The organism is Roseixanthobacter pseudopolyaromaticivorans, assembly GCF_043195145.2.
Lineage (GTDB): Bacteria > Pseudomonadota > Alphaproteobacteria > Rhizobiales > Xanthobacteraceae > NCEH01.
On record NZ_CM195539.1, the window covers coordinates 359,776 to 380,308 of the forward strand.

General features: G+C 65.8%; 16 protein-coding genes. 8 read left to right on the top strand and 8 right to left on the bottom strand.

The features are described 5' to 3' along the window. The first annotated feature begins 7 nt into the window (after positions 1–7). Genes tcuA through trxB form a run of 3 tightly spaced genes read left to right on the top strand, consistent with a single transcriptional unit; the run spans position 8 to position 3,576 of the window. The gene (tcuA, locus tag V5F68_RS01650) at positions 8–1,405 is read left to right on the top strand and encodes an FAD-dependent tricarballylate dehydrogenase TcuA (protein WP_394014765.1); all 1,398 of its coding nucleotides are present in this window, start codon (positions 8–10) and stop codon (positions 1,403–1,405) included. After that, positions 1,392–2,510 carry a tricarballylate utilization 4Fe-4S protein TcuB gene (gene tcuB / locus V5F68_RS01655; protein ID WP_394014764.1) on the top strand — a complete coding sequence of 373 codons (1,119 nt, stop codon included), beginning with the start codon at positions 1,392–1,394 and terminating at the stop codon, positions 2,508–2,510. The genes tcuA and tcuB overlap by 14 nt, the downstream gene beginning before the upstream one ends. Positions 2,511–2,544: 34 nt before the next feature. Then, positions 2,545–3,576 carry a thioredoxin-disulfide reductase gene (trxB, locus tag V5F68_RS01660; protein WP_394014763.1) on the top strand — a complete coding sequence of 344 codons (1,032 nt, stop codon included), beginning with the start codon at positions 2,545–2,547 and terminating at the stop codon, positions 3,574–3,576. Between the two features lie 38 nt (positions 3,577–3,614). Here the strand turns inward: trxB and V5F68_RS01665 are convergent, their stop codons facing one another. Further along, positions 3,615–4,922 carry an ROK family protein gene (locus V5F68_RS01665; RefSeq protein WP_394014762.1) on the bottom strand — a complete coding sequence of 436 codons (1,308 nt, stop codon included), beginning with the start codon at positions 4,920–4,922 and terminating at the stop codon, positions 3,615–3,617. A 144-nt stretch (positions 4,923–5,066) separates the two neighbouring features. Here V5F68_RS01665 and V5F68_RS01670 point away from each other — a divergent pair, with 144 nt between their 5' ends. Next, positions 5,067–6,215: an AGE family epimerase/isomerase gene (locus tag V5F68_RS01670; protein WP_394014761.1), complete on the top strand. Its 1,149-nt coding sequence runs from the start codon at positions 5,067–5,069 to the stop codon at positions 6,213–6,215. Here the strand turns inward: V5F68_RS01670 and V5F68_RS01675 are convergent. Both V5F68_RS01675 and ggt read right to left on the bottom strand, forming a co-directional pair. After that, on the bottom strand, positions 6,208–7,830 hold the full coding sequence (locus V5F68_RS01675; RefSeq protein WP_394014760.1) for an ABC transporter ATP-binding protein: 1,623 nt from the start codon (positions 7,828–7,830) through the stop codon (positions 6,208–6,210). The genes V5F68_RS01670 and V5F68_RS01675 overlap by 8 nt on opposite strands. Before the next feature lie 25 nt (positions 7,831–7,855). Next, positions 7,856–9,442, bottom strand: a complete 1,587-nt coding sequence (gene ggt, locus V5F68_RS01680; RefSeq protein ID WP_394014759.1) for a gamma-glutamyltransferase — start codon at positions 9,440–9,442, stop codon at positions 7,856–7,858. Positions 9,443–9,597: 155 nt separating this feature from the next. Here ggt and V5F68_RS01685 point away from each other — a divergent pair, with 155 nt between their 5' ends. Genes V5F68_RS01685 through V5F68_RS01700 form a run of 4 tightly spaced genes read left to right on the top strand, consistent with a single transcriptional unit; the run spans position 9,598 to position 13,766 of the window. Next, positions 9,598–11,133: an ABC transporter substrate-binding protein gene (locus tag V5F68_RS01685; protein WP_394014758.1), complete on the top strand. Its 1,536-nt coding sequence runs from the start codon at positions 9,598–9,600 to the stop codon at positions 11,131–11,133. Positions 11,134–11,166: 33 nt separating this feature from the next. Further along, on the top strand, positions 11,167–12,126 hold the full coding sequence (locus tag V5F68_RS01690; protein WP_394014757.1) for an ABC transporter permease: 960 nt from the start codon (positions 11,167–11,169) through the stop codon (positions 12,124–12,126). 53 nt (positions 12,127–12,179) lie between these two features. Continuing rightward, positions 12,180–12,983: an ABC transporter permease gene (locus tag V5F68_RS01695; protein WP_394014814.1), complete on the top strand. Its 804-nt coding sequence runs from the start codon at positions 12,180–12,182 to the stop codon at positions 12,981–12,983. Positions 12,984–13,004: 21 nt separating this feature from the next. Beyond that, positions 13,005–13,766, top strand: a complete 762-nt coding sequence (locus tag V5F68_RS01700) for a 6-phosphogluconolactonase (protein ID WP_394014756.1) — start codon at positions 13,005–13,007, stop codon at positions 13,764–13,766. Positions 13,767–13,881: 115 nt separating this feature from the next. On the opposite strand, the gene V5F68_RS01705 is transcribed toward V5F68_RS01700, so the two are convergent. The 5 genes from V5F68_RS01705 to V5F68_RS01725 all read right to left on the bottom strand — a co-directional run bounded on the left by V5F68_RS01705 (position 13,882) and on the right by V5F68_RS01725 (position 20,514). Beyond that, positions 13,882–14,673, bottom strand: a complete 792-nt coding sequence (locus V5F68_RS01705; RefSeq protein WP_394014755.1) for an SDR family NAD(P)-dependent oxidoreductase — start codon at positions 14,671–14,673, stop codon at positions 13,882–13,884. A gap of 62 nt (positions 14,674–14,735) precedes the next feature. After that, positions 14,736–15,758 carry a TRAP transporter substrate-binding protein gene (locus V5F68_RS01710; protein WP_394014813.1) on the bottom strand — a complete coding sequence of 341 codons (1,023 nt, stop codon included), beginning with the start codon at positions 15,756–15,758 and terminating at the stop codon, positions 14,736–14,738. Positions 15,759–15,822: 64 nt separating this feature from the next. Next, positions 15,823–17,700 (bottom strand): TRAP transporter large permease, encoded by a 1,878-nt coding sequence (locus V5F68_RS01715; protein ID WP_394014754.1) that lies wholly within the window; start codon positions 17,698–17,700, stop codon positions 15,823–15,825. 136 nt (positions 17,701–17,836) lie between these two features. After that, positions 17,837–19,228: a four-carbon acid sugar kinase family protein gene (locus tag V5F68_RS01720; protein WP_394014753.1), complete on the bottom strand. Its 1,392-nt coding sequence runs from the start codon at positions 19,226–19,228 to the stop codon at positions 17,837–17,839. Next, entirely contained in the window at positions 19,225–20,514 is a 1,290-nt protein-coding gene (locus tag V5F68_RS01725; protein WP_394014752.1) for a ribulose-bisphosphate carboxylase large subunit family protein, read from the bottom strand. The genes V5F68_RS01720 and V5F68_RS01725 overlap by 4 nt, the downstream gene beginning before the upstream one ends. Between the last annotated feature and the right edge of the window lie 19 nt (positions 20,515–20,533).

Genomic DNA, 20,533 nt, shown 5'->3' on the forward strand with positions numbered 1-20,533 from the left:
GGGCGTATTGAGCGAGGCGAAGGGCAACGATTACGACGTGCTGGTGATCGGCGGCGGCAATGCGGCCCTGTGCGCCGCCATCAGCGCCCGGCGAGACGGGGCCTCGGTCCTGGTCCTGGAATCGGCGGATGCCTTCTGGCGGGGCGGCAATACGCGCCATACCCGCAACATGCGCTGTGCCCACGACAGCGCGACGGACATCCTCACCGGGCCTTATACCGAAGCGGAATTCTTCGACGATCTGATGCGCGTGACCGGCGGGGAAACTGACCAGGATCTCGCGCGCTTCATGATCTCGGAATCAAAATCCATGCTCGGCTGGATCGAACAGCAGGGCGTGCGCTGGCAGCCTTCGCTGGGGGGAACGCTGAGCCTCGGGCGCACCAATTCCTTTTTCCTCGGCGGCGGCCGCGCCATGCTCAACGCCCTCTATCGCACGGCCGCGCGCCTCGGTGTGGAGGTGCGGTACGAGTCCGAGGTGACGGATCTCGACATCCGCGATGGAACGTTCGTTTCGGCCACCGTCGGGATCGAAACGCCAATGCGCATCACCGCCCGGACGCTGGTGGCGGCCGCTGGTGGGTTCGAATCCAATATTGAATGGCTGAAGCGCTACTGGGGCGAGGCTGCGGACAATTTCCTCATCCGCGGCACCTCGAACAATCGCGGCACCATCCTGAAAATGCTGCTGGATAAGGGCGTGCAGCAGGTGGGCGACCCCACCCAATGCCATGCGGTCGCCATCGACGCGCGCGCGCCGAAATATGACGGTGGCATCATCACCCGTCTGGACTGCGTGGTGTTCGGCATCGTCGTGAATGCGCACGCACAGCGCTTTTACGACGAAGGCGAGGATATCTGGCCGAAGCGTTATGCCATCTGGGGCCGGCTCGTCGCGGCCCAGCCTGGACAGATCGCCTATATCCTGTTCGACGCCTCCTCGCTGCGCTTGTTCATGCCCTCCCTGTTTCCGCCGATCAGCGCGCCGAGCATCGGCGAATTGGCGGTGAAGCTCTCGCTTGATCCGGCGGCGCTGCAGGCGACCGTGGACGGCTTCAACGCGGCGGTGCGGCCGGGAACGTTCGACGACAAGATCCTCGACGATTGCCGCACCGAGGGCCTCGATCCACCCAAGAGCCACTGGGCGCGCCGCATCGAGGCCGCGCCCTTCTATGCCTATCCGGTCCGGCCCGGCATCACCTTCACCTATCTCGGCACGCGGGTGAACCACGACGCGCGCATGCTGATGAGCGACGGGCGTCCTTCCGCCAACATGTTCGCGGCGGGCGAGATCATGTCCGGCAACGTGCTGGGCAAAGGCTATGCGGCGGGCATCGGCATGACGATCGGCAGCGTGTTCGGCCGGATCGCGGGACGGGAGGCGAGCCGCAATGCACGCAACTGACGCGCTGGTCGAAGCCGACCGGCTGATGACCGTATGCAATTCCTGCCGATATTGCGAAGGGTTGTGCGCGGTCTTCCCGGCCATGGAAATGCGCCGTGCTTTTCCCGATGGCGATCTGAACTATCTCGCCAATCTCTGCCACGGCTGCGGCGCCTGTTATTACGACTGCCAGTTTTCTCCGCCGCATGAATTCGATGTCAATGTTCCGCAGGTGCTGGCGCAGGTGCGCGCCGAGTCTTACGGGCGGTATGCGCGGCCCGCGATTCTGTCGGGTGTGTTCAAGCGGTCCGGGACGCTGGTTGCCGCCGCCTCCGCGCTCGCGGCGGCGGCGATGGTGGCGGGGTTCGCGTTCTGGCAGGGGCCTGACGTGCTGTTCGGTGTCCACGTGGGGCCGGGCGCCTTCTATCGGCTGATGCCGCATAATGCGATGGCGCTTCTGTTCGGCATCGCGCTTCTGTTCGCCATCGGCGTGATCGCCCTCGGTGTGCGCGCCTTCTGGCGTGACATTGCGACCCCCGCCGTGACGCCGGCCGCCGGCAGCGGCCTGTGGCAGGCAACACGTGACGCAGGTGAGCTGCGCTATCTCGATGGCGGCGGCGCGGGCTGCGAGAATGCGGAAGGCAACCCGCGGGATCGGCGCCGGCTCTACCATCACCTCACCTTCTACGGCTTCATGCTCTGCCTGGCGGCGACCTCGGTGGCGACCCTTTACCATTATCTGTTCGGGTGGGAGGCGCCTTACCCATGGTGGGACCTTCCGGTCGTCCTCGGCACGCTCGGCGGCATTGGCATCATCGTCGGGCCGATCGGGCTGATGGCGCAGGATCGCGGGCGCGACGCGGCCGTGAAGGATGCCGGGCAGGCCGGCTTGGGCACGGCATTCTGCCTGACGCTGGTGGGGCTGGGCGTGACAGGGCTGCTGCTGCTGGTGTTCCGGGAGACCGCTGCCATGGGGACGCTGCTCGCGCTTCACCTCGGCGCGGTGCTCGGCTTCTTCCTCACCATGCCGTACGGCAAGTTCGTGCACGGCATCTACCGTTACGTGGCGCTCGTTCGCTATGCGCGCGAACGCGAGGCCCAGAACCGCGGCACACCGGCGGGCTAGCGGCCCGGCCGCCGCATCTCCAGCGAGGACCATCATGATGCAAGCGGGCACTGCGAACGTGGCCGAACCGGTTCCCACCCGCGTCCTGATCGTCGGTGCGGGCCCGGCGGGCTACACCGCCGCCATCTATGCCGCGCGCGCCAGCCTTTCTCCGGTGTTGGTGACCGGAATGCAGCCCGGCGGGCAGCTCACCATCACCACCGAGGTGGAAAATTTTCCAGGCTTCGCCACCGCCATTCAGGGTCCGTGGCTGATGGAGCAGATGAGCGAGCAGGCCCGGCACGTGGGCGCACGGATCATCGAGGACAATGTGATCACATTGGACCTGTCGTCGCGGCCATTTCGCGCGACGTGCGATTCCGGCACCGTCTTCCTCGCCGACACGCTGGTCATCGCGACCGGCGCGCGGGCGCGCTGGCTGGGCCTTGAGAGCGAACGGGACTTCGCGGGCTATGGGGTCTCGGCTTGCGCCACCTGCGACGGCTTCTTCTTCCGCAACAAGGCTGTGGCCGTCATCGGCGGGGGCAATTCGGCGGTCGAGGAGGCGCTCTACCTCACCAACCATGCCTCCCAGGTGACGCTCGTTCATCGCCGCGACCGGCTGAAGGCGGAGAAGATTCTTCAGGACCGGCTGATAGCGAACCCCAAGGTGCGCATCCTGTGGAACTGCGTGCCCGAGGAAATTCTCGGACCGGTGGACCCAGTGCGCAGGGTCACCGGGCTGCGCCTACGGGATCTCAAGGCGGACGCCTCGTTCATCGAGCCGGTGGATGGGGTATTTGTGGCGATCGGCCACGATCCGGCCTCTACATTGGTGCGCGATCAGCTGGAGCTGGATGCCGCCGGTTATATCCACATCGGCTCATGGTCGACGCGCACGTCCGTCGACGGGGTGTTTGCCGCCGGCGATGTCGCGGATCCGAAATTCCGGCAGGCGGTCACGGCCTCTGGGATGGGTTGCATGGCGGCGCTCGAGGCCGAGAAATTCCTGGCCGAACATTCACCGGTCGCGGCGGTCAGGCTCGAGGCTCTGCAGTCGCAGGGCATGACGGCTGCCTGGGACTGATGCGATCGCCGCATGGCCCGATGCTCAAGCGACCCATTTTACTCGCTGAGGACCGGATCGTCCGGCCAGACTTCTTCATGCGATGCGGTCAGGGCCGGCGAGCGCGGGAGGGACAATGGCGCCGCAAGCATGTCCTGAATGCCGAAAAGCTCGGTATGCAGGCGCCGCAAGGCCACGGCGACCGCGCCGGTAACGGTCGCCCTGTCGCCGAGGCTGCTCGGTATCAGCTCCACGTCGCGCATCATGATGTTCGGCAGGGCGCGGCGCACCGCGCTGAGCAATTCCTCGCGCGAGCCGATGCTGCCGCCCAGGATCACGCAGTGGGGATCAAGCACCGCCACCACCGTCGCGATACCGCGCGCCACCAGCTGCGCGGTTTCCTCCACGGCTGCGGCCGCCGCCGGCTCGTCGAGCCGGAGCTGATCGAAAATCTGGCGCACTGTTCGGTTGGGCACGCCGCCATGGGCCTCGTAGCGGCCGCGGATGGCGGCGGCGGAAACGCCCCGCTCGAAAGCACCGGATTGCAGGCTCTGCGGTTCTGTCAGCGGAGCGCCGAAGGGAAGATAGGCGATCTCGCCAGCGAAGCCGCGGGCGCCACGCACCAGCGCGCCGTTCACCATCACTCCCATGCCGACGCCGGTGCCCAGCGATATCAGAGTCATATCATCGGCGCCCCGGCCCGCCCAATGCTCCCCGAGCATGGCAAGGTTGACGTCGTTCTCCACGATCAGCGGCATGCCCACCGCCGCCTTGAGCGCCTGGGCGGTATCGAAGCCGTCGAACCCGGCAAGATTCGGCGCACAGCCGATCTGTCCGGTTTCAGGATCGAGAACGCCGGGCGTGCCGATGACGGCATTATGGATCTTCTCAGCGGGAATGGCCGCTTCGGCGCGCATCTGCGCGAGGAGGCCGCCGATCTGTGCGGTGACGCGCGCGCCGCCCCGCTGGTCGGTCGGCACCGTTTGCTCGCACAGGATGCGCCCGCCGAGCCCCGCGATCGCCGCCCGGATCTTCGTGCATCCGAGATCCACGGCGAACACGAAGGCGGCGTCCTGGCAGATCTCATAGGTCACCGCGGAGCGGCCGTACGCCTTACGGCTCATGCCGGTCGCCCGCAGCCAGCCGCCGTCCTCCAGATGGCTGACCACCGCCGACGCCGTCTGCTTCGAGATGCCGGCGAGTTCCGCGATGCCGGAGCGCGACACCTCTCCCTGCTGCAGCACGATCTCGATCACCGACTGGACCGACACCTGCCGAAGCAGGTGCGCCGTGGCATCGCGCGCGGGGCGGGACGGCCTTCTCCCGCCAGCGGCATCGAGAATGGGCAATGATTTTGTTCGGGTCATGGACTATTGCTGCAGGAAATGGCTTTTTGGGTCAACTGCGGCGAAGCCGTTCCGCATCCGCACGCTGCGATATGAGGGTCAAGTGCCTGCCTCCTGTTTCCTCCATGAGGGCTTTTCCCGGTGACCCCGGGGCTTCATCCGCACGTGCCGCAGCTCGGCGCATGGCTGACCGATCGGTTCCTGCCGGCGTGGATCGATCGCGCGGTCCAGCCTGGCCGGCCGGGGTATGTGGAAAGCGTTGGGGCCGATGGCCTTCCGGTCGGAACCGGCGTGCACACCGTGATGGTCACCGCGCGCTTGGTCTACGTCTTCAGCCTGGGGCATCTGCTTGCGCCGGATGGCGCTTGCCTTGAGGCCGCGCGGCATGGGCTCGATTTCCTGCTGGGCCCTTGTCGGGCCCGGGACGGACGCTTCCTGCATCTCGTTCCGGCAGAGGGGCAGGGCGCGGCCGCGCCGGCGGATCTTTACGACCTCGCCTTCGTCCTGCTGGCGCTCGGCGCCTTCTCCGCCGCGTCGGGCGATGCGGCGCCGCTTGCAATCGCGAACGAAATCGCCGGCAGGCTCGAAACGCATCTTGCCGATCCGCACGGCGGGTACCGCGAGGACGGACTGGCGGCCGGCGAGCGGCGGCAGTTCCCGCACATGCACCTGCTGGAAGCCTGCCAGATCCTGTCCCGCCTCGGTTCCGAAGGAGGCTGGCAGCTGCGGGCCGAGCAGATGGTGGATCTGCTGGAGCGCCGCTTTCTCGTCAGCGGCAGCGTGGGCGAGTGGTACGAGCGCGACTGGCGCCCGGCGCCCGGCGCCCGGGGGCGGGAGCGGCAGCTCGGGCACCAGTTCGAATGGGCGTGGCTGCTCTATCGCCAGGGCGCCCTCACGGGCTCGGCCCACGCCACACGGCTCGCCGACCGGCTCTATAGTTTCGGTCTAGCCTGCGCCGGTGCCGAGACGGGGCCGCTCACGCCGATGATCGACGCCATAGACCTCGACGGCAAACCGCGGGACGACATGCGTCCCCTCTGGCCCATGACCGAGCTGCTGCGCGCGTCCGCGGCGAAGGTGACTTTCGCCGGTGAATCTCAAGCACGCCATATGGCGGATAGCGCGGTCAGCGCGATTTTCACCCATTATCTCGACCCGCAGACAGGCCTGTGGGCGAATGAACTCGGCCCAGACAACCGCGCGGTCCTCATGCCCGTGCCGACCCGCGTCCTCTATCATATCGTTCCCGCGCTCGCGGCCTATGCCAGTCTCCGCGAGGGGGTCTTCGCCTCGCCCAACCCGCTGCTCAGATAGCAGGTGCCAGGCGGCGGCCGGGCACGGCGGCCAGCAGCGCTTGTGTATAGGGATGCTCCGGCCGGCTCAGAAGCTCGGCCGTCGGCTTTACCTCGACGATGCTGCCCTGGCGCATGACCGCGATCCGGTCGCACACCTGCGCTGCCACGTTCAGGTCGTGGGTGATGAACAGCATCGCGAGCTTGAGGCGGATTTTCAGGTCTTCCAGCAATTCCAAGACCTGTGCCTGGACCGAGACGTCGAGCGCGGATACCGGCTCGTCGGCTACCAGCACGTCCGGATCGAGCGCCACGGCGCGGGCGATGCCGATGCGCTGGCGTTGGCCGCCGGAAAATTCGTGCGGATAACGCTCCGCCGCTTTTGGATCGAGCCCGACCAGGGGCAGAATCTCGCGCGCCTTGCGCATGGCCTCCGCCCGCGGAGTGCCCCGCGCGACGGCACCGTCGGCGATGATCTGACCCACTTTGCGGCGCGGATTGAGCGAGGCGAACGGATCCTGAAACACCATCTGGATGCGGCCACGGGCGGCGCGCAGCCCCTCGCCCCTCAGGGCCGAGAAATCGACCGCGCCGAGGCTGACCCGCCCTCCGTCCGGCTCAATGAGGCGCACCAGCATGCGCCCCGCCGTGCTCTTGCCTGAGCCGGATTCTCCAACGAGGCCAAGGGTCTCTCCGCGCCTGATCTCGAAGCTGAGGTCTTCGACCGCCTTCACCGTGCGCGCGGGGGAAAACCATCCGCCGCCGCTGGAATAGGTCTTGCTCAGTCCCCGCACCGCGCATGCCACGGGCGCATCGCCGATGGGCGCACGCTCCGGCGGCGTCAAGGTCGGCACCGCGGCAAGCAAGGCCCGGGTATAAGGATGGCTTGGATGGCGCAGAACCTCCTGCGCCTGCCCGCGCTCCACCACCAGCCCCTTTTCCATCACCGCCACCTCGTCGGCGATATCCGCCACCACGCCGAAATCGTGGGTGATGAACAAAACCGCCATTCCCCGCCGCTGTTGCAACTGACGGATGAGGGCGAGGATCTGCGCCTGGGTGGTCACGTCCAGCGCCGTGGTGGGCTCGTCGGCCACCAGGACTGACGGCTCAAGCGCCAGCGCCATGGCGATCATGGCCCGCTGGCGCTGGCCCCCGGAGAGCTGATGGGGAAAAGCACGAGCGATGCGCGGGGGATCGGGCAATCCCACTTCCTCCATCAGCGCCAGCATGCGGGCCGTGCGCTGGGAGGACGACAGCAGGCCGTGCGCCTCGAAGGCTTCCGCGATCTGCGGGCCGATACGGATCACCGGGTTGAGGGCGGTCATGGGCTCCTGGAAGATCATGGCGATGCGGCGCCCGCGCAGGGCGCGCCAGCTCTCCTTGTCCAGCGCAAGCAGATCCTTGTCCTCAAAGCGGATCTCGCCGCTGACCCGCTTGATCGAAGGCGGCAGCAGGCCCAGCAGCGCGGAGGCGCACATGGATTTGCCCGAGCCCGATTCCCCAACCACGCACAGGATCTTGCCGGCCTCCAGGCTCAAGCAGACATCCTCCACGGCGAACGGCCGGTCGGCCCCGGCGGGCAGGGCCAGGGTCAGATGATCGATGGTGAGCACCGGCGCTGTGGGCGAGGCCATGCCAGAATCCCTTCTTTCGGCGGGCTTAAAGGCCCAGTGCGATCCCGTCCTTGCGATGGTCCGATGCGCCGAGCATCACCCCGCGTTCCTGGTCGATCCAGATGGCTTGGCACCCGCCCAGCGGGGCCGCTTGCCAGGTGATGCGATGGCCGCGCCGCTCCAGCTCGGCGGCAACCTCGCGCGGCACCGTCGGCTCCAGCTGAAGCTCGCCCGCGAGTGCGAAGCTGCGCGGCGCGTCGGACGCTTGTTGCAGCCCGATGCCGAGATCCAGGATCTGGCTGACGATATGGGCATGGCCGGTCGCCTGATATTGTCCGCCCATCACGCCAAAGGGCATGACCGGCTTGCCGTTCTTCATCAGCATGCCGGGAATGATGGTGTGCAGCGGCCGCTTGTTGGGGGCGAGGCAGTTGGGATGCCCCTCCTTGAGGGAGAAGCCGGCGCCGCGGTTCTGCAGCAGAACGCCCGCGCCCGGCGCATAGATGCCGCTGCCGAATGCGGAGAATACGGAATTGATCAGCGAGACGGCGAGGCCGTCGCGGTCGACCACGCTGATATAGGCGGTGTCGCGATGGTTCGGCAGATCGATCTCCGCCGGATCGAGCGCGCGATCCAGGCGGATGCGGCCGCGTGCGGCGGCGATGGCGCTTTCCGCGAGAACCGCTTGGGTATCCACGGGGACGACGTCCGGATCGCAGACGATGGCGTCGCGCTGGTAATAGGCAAGCTTGGTGGCCTCCGCCAGCAGATGGATGCGGTCGGCCGCGCTGAGGCCGCTCAGCTCGAAACCCTCGAGGATGCGCAGGATGAGCAGCGCGGCGAGACCCTGCCCGTTGGGCGGGCATTCATAGAGCGTGTAGCCGCGGTAGGCGGCGGAAATGGGCTCCACGTAATTCCCGGCGGCCCGGGCGAAATCCTCAACTTCATGCTCACCGCCGAGCGCTTTGAGCACCTGGACGATCTCCTGCGCGACGGCGCCTTCATAGAAGGCCGCACGGCCACCATTGGCGATTGCCCGCAGCGTCGCGCCCAGGTTCGGGTGGGCGAGGCGGTCGCCCACGACGGGGGCTGCCCCGCCGGGCAGGAACACCGGCGCAGCAAGGCCGTAGCGGGCAATCCGGGGCGCGAAACGGGTCCAATCCCATGCAACGCGCGGATGGATCAGGAAGCCGTCCTCCGCCGCCCGTATGGCGGGGCGGAAGAGCTCATCGAGCGCCCGCGTGCCGTGGTCGGCTGCTAGCCGGCACCAGGCATCCACGGCCCCCGGAATGGTGACGGCATGGGGAGAATCGTCGGGGATGGACGTCAGGCCCTCGGCCCACAGGCGGCCGGCGTCCGCCTTTCCGGGCGCTCGGCCCGACCCGTTGAACGCGATGGGCTCGGCGGTCTTGCCGGCGATCAGAGCGAAGCAGTCGCCGCCGATTCCCATCATGTGCGGATCCACCACGCCCTGCAGCGCAGCGGCGCACAAGGCCGCGTCGACCGCATTGCCACCGGAGCGCAGCATGTCCACCGCCGCCAGCGTCACGGCAGGGTGGGACGTGGCCGCCATGCCCTTGTCGCCGACCGCCACGGAGCGGCCGGAAATCATGAAATCCCGTGCAGACAGCATTTGTCTCACCCCATCCCTTCGCATCCGGCAGCGGCCCACCGGTAAGGTGGGGCATTGAGGCCGATTTCGTCAACGACATTTACAAAGTCAAAATCACGTGCTTGCATGGGCTGAAGAACAAACCCTTCCTCCAGAGGTCGCAGGAGTGCGCAGCGGTGCTGTATTTTTCCTGTCTTTCATCAAGGTCGCGAACCATAGTCGGGGCGCTGTCCCTGTCCCTCTCTCTGCTGACCGGTGCTGCGCAAGCCGCCTCGCTGCATGTGGGCATCCAGGACGATCCTGACGCGCTCGATCCGGCCACCAACGGCACCTATGCGGGGCGGTTCGTTCTGTCTGCGCTGTGCGACAAGCTGGTGGATATTTCTCCCGATTTGAAGATCGTGCCGCAGCTTGCGGAAAGCTGGGAATGGGCGCCGGACGGCAAATCCATCACCTTTTCGCTGCGCAAGGGCGTGACCTTCCAGGATGGGACGCCGCTCGACGCCTCGGCGGTGAAGTTTAATTTCGAGCGCATGAAGACCATGCCGGATTCCAAGCGCAAGGCGGAAATCACGCCGGTGCTCGGGGCCGAGGTGATCTCGCCCGAAAAGGTGCGGCTCACGCTTTCCGATCCCTTCGTTCCGTTGCTTTCGGTTCTCACCGATCGTGCGGGCATGATGGTTTCACCGAAGGCAGCGAAGGAGAAGGGCGACAATTTCGGCGCGGCTCCGGTCTGCGCGGGTCCGTATGAATTCGTCGAGCGCAAGTCCCGCGATCTGATCCGCGTGAAGAAGTTCGATAAATATTGGAATGCGCCCGCCATCGGCTATGACGAAATCGTCTATGATTACATACTGGACTCCAGCGTGCGGCTGGCCCGCCTGCGGGCGGGCGACCTCGACATCATGGAGCGCGTGGCGCCCAATGATCTGAAGTCGGTGCGTGAGAATGCCGATCTCGCCCTCTATTCGGCTCCCGGCCTTGCGGTTTCGCATCTGGCGATGAACCTCAATAATGGCGAGGGCTCCAAGGCGCTGTTCAATCAGGATCCGCGCCTGCGCGAGGCGCTGGAACTCTCCATCGACCGCAACGTCATCAACAAGGTCGCCTTCAACGGAGAGTTCGTCGCAGGCAATCAGATGATGCCGCCTTCCAGTCCCTTCTATGACAAGGAGCGGCCCATTCCGGCACGCGACCTCGCCAAGGCCAAGGAGCTCATGGCCGCGGCCGGCCATCCCAAGGTGCCGATCGAGATCATGTACGGCAACGCGTTGTCCGATGGCCGGGTCGCGCAGATCCTCCAGTCCATGATCTCGCAGGCGGGCTTCGAGGTGAAGCTGTTGCCGCTGGAATCCGCAACCGCCACCCAGCGTTTTCTCAGCGGCAATTATCAAGCTTATATCGGCAATTGGAGCGGCCGCCCGGACCCCGATCCCACCCTCGTCTCGTTCTTTGCGTGCGACGGCTCTCAGAACACCGGCAAATATTGCGACAAGGCGTTCGACGCCATTCTGACCGAGGCGCGGGGCGAGGCGGACGAAGCCAAGCGCAAGCAATTGTACGACAAGGCCACCGAGATGTACCTCGCGGCCCGGCCGACACTGCCGCTCTACCATCCCAATTGGTTCTTCGCCGCGCGCAAAGGCGTGGACGGCATCGTCATGTATCCCGACGGCCTCCTGCGCGTCACCGGCCTGAAGCCGAAGAACTGAGGAGCCCCGGATGCCGAAGACCCAAGCGCCGGAATGGCCCGGAGCGCTGCCGTGCTGCGCCTGATCTGGCAAAGGCTCGCCGTCGCGCTACCGACGCTCGTGCTCATTTCCATGATGGTCTTCGGCCTCCAGAAGCTGCTGCCGGGCGATCCCATCATCGCCCTCGCGGGCGAGGAGCGCAGCCCGCAAGCCATTGAATACTTGCGCGAGAAGTATCGCTTCAACGACCCCATCGCCCTGCAATACGTCCATTGGGTGGCCGATATCGCCCAAGGTGATTTCGGCCGCTCCATCCGCACGCGCTTGCCCATCGGCGACATGCTCGCCGAGAAGCTGCCCGTCACGCTGGAGCTTGCCGTCTTTTCCATGCTTTTCGCGGTCGTGATCGGCGTCCCACTGGGGATCGTCGCGGCGCTGCGACGCGGCTCCCTGGTCGACTTCGGCGCCAGCCTCTTCGGCCTCCTCGGCCTCTCCGTGCCCAATTTCTGGCTGGGCATCATGCTGATCCTGTTGTTCTCCGTGCATCTCGGCTGGCTTCCCGCCGGTGGGTTTGTCAGCCCGGCGACGAGCCTGCTGGGCAACCTGAAATCCCTGCTCTTGCCGAGCATCGTGCTCGGCGCTCATACGGCGGCGATTTTGATGCGGCACACGCGCGGCGCCATGTTGGTGGCGCTGAAGCAGGATTATGTGCGCACCGCCCGCGCCAAGGGGGTGAAGGGCTCGGTCATCGTCCTGCGCCACGCGCTGCCCAATGCACTCATCCCGGTGGTGACGCTCGGCACGCTGCAATTCGGCGAATTGCTCGCCGGCGCCGTGCTCACAGAGCAGGTCTTCGGCATCCCCGGATTCGGCAAGATGATCGTCGACGGTGTCTTCAGCCGCGACTATGCCGTGGTGCAGGCCGTGGTGCTCTGTACCGCCGCCATCTTCCTGCTCATGAGCCTGCTTGCAGACGTCGCCTATGTCCTCCTCAACCCGAGGATGCGCACGTGATTGCCCGCGCCGCCGGCTCATCTCCCACCGCCCGTTTCGCGTTGCTGAAGCGCATGGCCTGGCACCCGTCAGCGGTGATCGGCGCGAGCATCATCCTCGCCTTCATCCTGATCGCCGTCTTCGCACCCTTTATCGCGCCATTCGATCCCAATGCGGCGGACTGGATGGCCATCCGCGAAGCGCCCAGCGCGGCGCACCTGTTCGGAACGGACGATCTCGGCAGGGACATCCTTTCTCGCGTCATTTTCGGCGCCCGCGCCTCGCTTTCGGCCGGCATCATCTCGGTGGTGGTCGCGATCGCCATTGGCCTGCCGCTTGGCATCGTCGCGGGCTATTTCGGCCGCTGGCCGGACATGCTTATCTCGCGCTTCACCGATGCGCTGCTGGCCTGTCCCTTCCTCATCTTCGCCATCGCATTGGCCACGTTCCTCGGGCCCAGCCTGGAGAACGCGATGATCGCCATCGGCATCTCCGCCATGCCGGTCTTCATCCGTCTGGCCCGGGCGCAGACGCTGGTGGTCTCGGCGGAGGAATACATCGCCGCGGCGCGTTCCCAGGGCATCGGGGATTTCGCCATCCTCACCCAGCAGATCCTGCCGAACGTCCTGCCGCCGATCGTGGTCCAGGCGAGCCTGACCATGGCCATCGCCGTGCTGGCCGAGGCGAGCCTCGCATTTCTGGGGCTCGGCCAGCTTCCCCCCGCGCCCTCCTGGGGCAGCATGCTGGATGTCGCGCGCCAGTTCATGGAAGAGGCGCCCTGGATGGCGCTGTTTCCTGGTCTCGCCATCATCCTGGTGGTCGTCGGCTTCAACCTGCTCGGCGACAGCCTCAACGACATTCTCAATCCTCGTTCCTGACAAATCCTGGGAGACCCGCCCATGAACGTGCGCATCTTCGATTCCAAGGTCCGGCTGGGTGAGGCCGCGGCGGACGCAGGCGCACAAGCCATCGCGGCCGCCATCGCCCGGAACGGCATAGCCAATATCGTGGTGGCGACCGGCGCGAGCCAGTTCGAAATGCTCGCCGCCCTGGTCGAAAAGCCGATCGATTGGTCGAAGGTCCATGCCTTCCATCTCGACGAATATATCGGCCTGCCCGAGACTCACCCCGCGAGCTTTCGGGGCTATCTGAAGGCGCGCTTCACGAGCCGCCTGCCGACGCTTGGGTCGTTCACCTTCATCGCCGGGGATGCTGCCGATATCGACCCAGAACTGGCGCGGCTCAATGCTCTGATCGCCCGCCACCCCATCGATGTCATGTTCGCGGGCATAGGCGAGAATGCGCATCTCGCCTTCAACGATCCCCCCGCCGATTTCGAGGCGAGGGAGGCGTTCAAGGTGGTGAATCTTGACGACGCCTGCCGCCACCAGCAGTTCGGCGAGGGCTGGTTCGAGAGCTTTGAGGCGGTGCCGAAGCAGGCCATCAGCATGAGCGTGCCGCAGATTCTCAAGAGCGGCGTCATCGTGATCGCGGCGGCCGATGCCCGCAAGGCCGCGGCGGTGCGCGATACGCTGGAGGGACCCGTCACGCCGCTCTGCCCGGCATCCATCCTCCAGACCCATTCCGATTGCCGGATGTTCTTCGACGTGCCCGCCACGAGCCTGCTTTCGCGCAAGCCCGCCGAGGTGGAGATCGCCTGACGGTTCCGGCGAGACCGGAACCGGCAAACCTGCCCTGCAGGGCATGCCGTGCGGGCACGGGTCGGCGTGGCGGCCAGCGAGGCGCGTGCGCCTGTGCTGGTCTTCCTGAAGTGCCTCAGTTGCGCGGCGAAGGCGCCGTCTTGTCGGGCCCGAACATCAGCCCGGCCTCGCGGAAACCGCCATCCACGTTTAGCGTATGTCCGTGCACATAACGGCTTTCGTCGGAGGAGAGGAACACTGCCGCGTCGGCGATTTCCTCCGGCGTTCCGTATCGGTTCATCGGGATTAGATAAGTGTAGGCGGCCCGGGTCGCGGCGTCGTGGGCATATTTCGCCATCTCCGTCTCGATGGCGCCCGGCGCGATGTTGTTCACGTTGATGCGGTGCTGGGCGAGTTCCACGGCCATCACCTTGGTCAGCAGCTCCAGCCCCGCCTTGGCGGCGCCATAGGCCGCCCGGCCGTTTCCGCCGCGCTGGCCGGAGAGCGAGGCGATGTTGACGATCTTCCCGCCACCGCTCTTCACCATCTCCTTGGCCACCGATTGCGCGACGAAGAAGGCGCCGGTGAGATTGATGCCGACGATGCGGCGCCATTCCTCCAGAGACGTCTCCAGGAACGGCGTGTTTCCGCCGATTCCGGCATTGTTGATGAGGATGTCGATCCGCCCGTGCGCCTGAATCAGGTCTTGCACCATGGTTGTCACCGACGGCGGATCGGCGACATCGACCGTCATCGCGCCCGAGCGCCCGCCGGCCGCCTCGATGGCTTGCGCGGCGGATTTCGCGCCATCCAAATTCAGATCGGCGATGATCACCGTCGCCCCTTCGCGCGCAAGGGCTTTGGCCACCGCAAAGCCGATGCCGCGCGCGCCGCCCGTCACGAGCGCAATCTTCCCATCCAAACGCATATCTCAAATCTCCGCGCGACACGGGGATGGCATCCCATCCCCGTTCGCTGAATTCGACAGGATCAGGAGAGCTTTCCGACGCTCTTTTCGAGGATGCCCCACAGCTCGTCCCCGTACTTCGCGCGCCATTCCTTGTAGAAGCCGGCGTCGCTCAGCGCGGCCCGGAACGGAGCGGTGTCCGGCTCGTTGAAAATGAGGCCCTTCTCGGTGAGCGTGCCCTTGAGCGAGACGGCGAGTTTCGCCATATCCTCGCGCTCCGCCATGGCGGCCATGTTGAGATTCTTGGCGACGATTTGCTGGGCGTCCTTCGGCAAGGCTTCCCAGTTGCGCTTGTTGGCGACGCAGAAGAAAGCGTCCCACATATGGTTGGTGATCGCGCAGTATTTCTGCACCTCGAAGATGTTCGCCGTATAGATGTTCGCGAGCGAATTTTCCTGGCCGTCGACGACCTTGGTCTGAAGGGCGGAATAGATTTCACTGAAATTGATGGAGGTCGGCGCCGCGCCGAAGGCCTGGAACATGGAGGTCCACAGCGCACCGACCGGAACGCGGATCTTGAAGTTCTTCAAATCCGCGGGCGTTGCGATCGGCTTGGTGCTGGAGGTGATCTGGCGGAAGCCGTTGTCCCACATCTTGTCCATGGGCACGAGATTGGCCTTGGAGATGCGCACGCGCAGGGCTTCGCCCAGTTCTCCGTCCATCGTCTTCCAGACCGCGGCATAGTCGGGGAACAGGAAGCCGAGGCCATAGATCGAAGCTGACGGCACGATGGTCGAGAGCACGTTGATGCCCGAGTTGAGGAACAGGTCGATGCCGCCGGCACGTACCTGCGACAGCATATCCGTGTCGCCGCCGAGCTGGTTGTTCGGATAGACTTGCATGTCCACCTTGCCATTGGTCTCAGCGAGGATGCGGGCCGCAGCCTCCCTGGCGCGGGTCGTAATTGGGTGGGATTCCGCGACATTGAAGGCGAACTTCAGCGTGAAGTCTGCGGCGGCCTTAGCCCGGCGCACGGGCAGCCCGAATGTGGCCGCCGCGGTGCCGGCGGCAAGCCCTGCCGTGAACGTGCGGCGTGAAAGACGTATCGTCATGGTTTTACTCCCTGAATGTTTTGTTTGTTGTTGGTCGTACGGTGGTTAATCTTCGGCTTCAGAGGAAGCCGATGGAAATCCATGGAACAAGCGCGACGATGACGAGGCCGATCAGCATCGCCACGATGTAGCCCACGATCGGTCTCATGCCGTCGTTGGGATGGATGCGGCTGATGGCGCAGGCCGCGTAATATCCGACCCCGAACGGCGGGGCGAAAAGGCCGATGCCCATGGCGAGCACCACCACCATAGCGTACTGCACCTGGTGGATTCCCAGCGCCTGCGCGATCGGAAACAGGAGGGGCCCGAACAGGACGATGGCCGGAATGCCTTCCAGCACGCTGCCGAGAATGATGAAGGCGACGATGGAGACGGCCATGAAGGTGCCCGCGCCCCCCGGCAGGCCGGTCATGGACTTTGCCAGGGAATGCGAGAAGCCGGACTGGGTGAGGCTCCAGGCCATGGCGGTAGCGGTGCCGATGATTAGCAGGATCGCCCCGGACAGGCTGGCGGTCTCCACCAGCATGGGCTTCAGCCGCCGCCAATTGAACTGGCGGTAGAGCAACAGCCCAGCAACGATGGAATAGGCAATGCCGATGGTGGACACCTCCGTCGCGGTGGCCACGCCCTCGATGACCGCGGTGCGGATCACGAAGGGCAGCGCCAGCGCGGGCAGGGCGATGATGAAGGCACGGCCAATCTCGCGGGCCGTGGACTTCTTGACGTGGCTCAGGTCTTCCCCGCGATAGCGCCACCAGATCAGTCCGCACAGGGTGATCGCCAGGATGACGCCGGGCAGCAGGCCGCCGGTAAACAATGCGGCGATCGATACCCCCGTCACCGAGCCGATGGTGATGAGGACAATGCTCGGCGGGATGGTCTCGGTCTGTGCGCCCGTCGCGGCGAGCAGGGCGACGAGATCGCCTTCCTTCGCCCCGCGCTTCTTCATCTCGGGAAACAGCACCGGCGCCACTGCCGCCATGTCGGCGGCCTTGGAGCCGGAGATCCCCGAGACCAGGTACATGGCGCCCACCAGAACGTAATGTAGGCCGCCCTTCACGTGGCCGAGCATGCTGGCGAGGAACTGCACCATGGCCTTGGCCATGCCCGTCATCTCGATCAACTGGCCGAGGAAGACGAACAGCGGAACCGCCAGGAGGATCAGATGGCTGACGCCTTCATCGATGCGGCCGACGATGACCAGCGGCGGGGTGCGCGTCGTCAGCATGAGATAGCCGAATGTCGCGAGCCCGAAGGCGAAGGCGATGGGCACGCCACCGAAGACGCAGGCCGCGACCACGCCGACGAAGAAGATCAGCAGGTTCAGATTGCCGAACGGCTTCAGAACCGGCCCCAGTAGCCAGAAGATGCCGACCACGAGCGCGGTCGCCACCAGCGCGGCGAACACGAGGCGCAGGTTGGCGAATTGCAGAAGCCGCAACACCGCAAAAACGGCCATCAGGCCGAGCCCCACCGGCATTGCCGAGGCGCGCCAGGAATTCTGCAGGTCCAGCGCCGGGGTGCGGACGATGGCTTCCTCATGCGCATATTCGAGCGCGGCCGGCAGGATAAGCAGCAGGAAAGCGAGGGCGGTGGAAACCGCGACGACCTCGATGAAAGCGCGCCCGCCGGGCTTCAGCGCAGCCACGAAGGCGGTCATGCGCATATGCTCGCCGCGCTGGAAGGCGACCGCGGAACCGAGCATCGCCAGCCACAGGAAGAGCATGGATGCCAACTCGTCGGACCACACCAGCGGCTGATGAAAAACGTAGCGGGCCAGCACGCCCGAGAACAGGATCAGGATCTCGGCGCCGACCAGAATGGCGACCGGAACCTCCAGGATCCGGGCGATGACGATCTCCGTCTGACGGGCAATCAGAGCCACGGAGGACTGCGGTGCGGGAGGCGCCGCTGCCACGACCTGTTCGGTGTGCATGGCCGTCATACCAAGTGCCCGCAGCACGAAGCCGCGAGATGCGAAGCGCCGTGCAACACGATGTTCGTTGCACGGGACGAAGCGAAATATTGGCGTTGTCCTCCTGAGATCATGGGCGTCTCCTCCTTCTTTGTGTTTATACGTTGCCGAGCTTTCCCCTTTCGAAGAAATGCTCTCCTCCCATTTGGCCGCCCTTCAGGGCGATCTCCAATCCGTTGATGGCGTTCGATCGCGATAGCGCCCGGCACAGCGGCGCCCCCGGCGCCAGCCGCGCGGCGATCTCCAATGCGTCCGGCCCGAGCACCTTGGTGACCTGGCTGGAGGTGTCGCCGCCCGAGAGCAGCAGCCTCTTGATGGGTGCGCGTTCCAGGATGCTGCGGACGATCTGGCCGAGGCGCTCGCCGAGAATTCTGCCGCCGGTGTGCTTCGCCGCGTGATGCGAGAAGCCGCGCGCCGTCAGCGCATCGATCATGGCGCCGATGCGCGGATCATCCGCGCCGCGTGCGGTGTGCAAGATGACGCTTCGCCCTTCGTTCAGCAGCGCGATCGTGCGCTCGGCGATATCGGTGTGCGCGGCCGGCCATTGCGCATCGTCCACGAGGGCGCTGGCGTGGACGGGCATGTCGATGAAGCCGGCTTGGATGGCCGCGTGGATCTGGAGCGCGGTGAGCTTCGAGGCGCTGCCGGAGACCGCGAGCACCCGGTCGACGGGCGCGAAACGGTCATATCCCTCAACGCTTTGCGCCGTCCCGTCGCGCGCGCGCCACCATTGGGTCAGGGCATATTCGACGCCCGACGAACCGACCACGAACAGCGGTCTCGCGCCCAGCGCCTGGCGTTCGAGGTGGCGCCCGACTTCGGTGAGATGCTCCGGCGTGCCGGCATCGAACAGAACGGCGTCCGGCCGAGCCTCCAGCACACCCTTCAATGCGGCGTCCGCAGCGGTGCGGGAGGCTTCGTAGGATGGAAAGATGATCTTCTCGATGCGCAGGGGCGCCTGCCGGGCAATGTGAACGGCGAGGTCCGCTTCCGCCATGGGGGTGACGGGATGGACGCTCATGATCGGATGGCGGTCGATGCGGAAGACGTCGCCATCAGTGCCGAAGCGGGCGAAAAGATTGCCGAACAGGCAGAAGCGGCCGAGCGCGGGTGTCCCCGCCACGATCGGCACCGGCACGCCGGGAAAGGCGTCGCGCGACAGTTCGATCACCTTGCCGATACTGCCGATCGTGGGCGAACTGTCGAAAGTGGAACACACCTTGTAATGAACCAGCGGCGCGCCGAGCTGGGCGAGCGCGCGGAAAACCTGCGGGAGATGACGGGCCATTTCTTCCGGCGACATGGCCCGGCTGTCGCCGGCGACGCCAACGACATCAAGCTCCGGAAACCGCTCCAGCGTCTCCCGAGTCGGCGGCGTCAGGAAGAGGGCGCAGCGATAGCCGGCGAAGGCGAGCACCTCCAGGGCATCGGTGGAGCCCGTGAAGTCATCGCCGTAGAAGGCCATCCTGTAGCGTGTGGGCGCCGTCATCCGGAAGCTCCGAATTGGGCGAGCGCGCCGCTCAGGGCGGGATGGGACTTGGCATATTCGGCGAGGCTGACCCCGGAGGTCGCCGCTTCCCAAGCTTCGCGCAGGCTGGCGACACCGGCGGCGATGCCTTGCGGATGGCCGATGATGCCGCCCCCGGCCAGATGCATGAGGTCGGTGCTGCCGAGCCGGGCATAAGTATCGGCCGCCTGGCCAGCCCACTGGCCCGAGGAGAAGATAGGCATGATGGGCGCCAACCCACCGAATGGCGCGAGGCACGACTGGGCCGAGGCGATCACGGTGTCGTCCGGCTCCCAGAATTTGTTGCGCAGCCCGTTGACATGCAGATGGTCCAGCCCGGTCAGGCGCCAGAGCTTCTGGAAGGCCGCGAATTCAAAGCCGAGCCAGGGGTGACGGGTGAGGATGCCCCACCCGTTGCGGTGGCCATGAATGGGAAGCTCGGTGTGCCGGCGCAAATGCTCGACGGCGGCAAAGCCGGTCCAGTTCGCGCTGACCATGATGCAGGTGCCGCCGGCGGCGAGCACAGCATCGTGCCGGCGCAGCATATCGTCGATGGAGCCGGAGATATTGATGGCATACATGGGCTTGCGGCCCATCCGGTCGGCGTGGCGTTCGATGACCGGCATGACCGCCTTGAGGCGATCCTCGAATCGGGCATAGGGCGGGTCGGCCAGAAGCTCGTCGTCCTTCAGAAAGTCGATGTCGGCGGCGCAGAGCACGTCCACCAGATCCGCCGTCTCGGCCGCGGTCAGCCCGATGCTGGGCTTGATGATTGTGCCGATCATCGGCCGGCCGTAGACGCCCGCCTTCTCGCGCGTGCCGGCAACGCTGAACCGCGGGCCGGGGAATTGCTGCGCGTAGGCCTCCGGCAGGTCAATATCCAGCAGGCGTATGCCGGTGATTTCCCCGAGTTCGAACAGGTTTCCGGCGATCGTTGCCAGCAAGGTGGGGATGTTGGCACCCACGTTGGCCACCGGGAAGGCGATCTCGATTTCACCCCGGTGATAGCCGCCTTCGGGGCGTCCCTCGCGAAGCCGGCGCTCCGCGTGCGCACTCCGCAGGGTTGGGGCGGGCGAGGGCGGCAGGGGCGTGATGGAGGCAACCCGGGCGCGCGAGCGCTCCTTCAGCTCCGCCGTCTCTCCGGCGAGTGAAAGGAAAGTGCCGCTCGACTGCTCGCCGGCAATGACCTCCGCTGCCCGTTCCAAGGGCTCGGAACTCTCGATCAGATAGCGGGCCGAAAATTCGGCGCGTGGGGTTTTACTGCCCACGGCCGGCTCCAGCGCATGC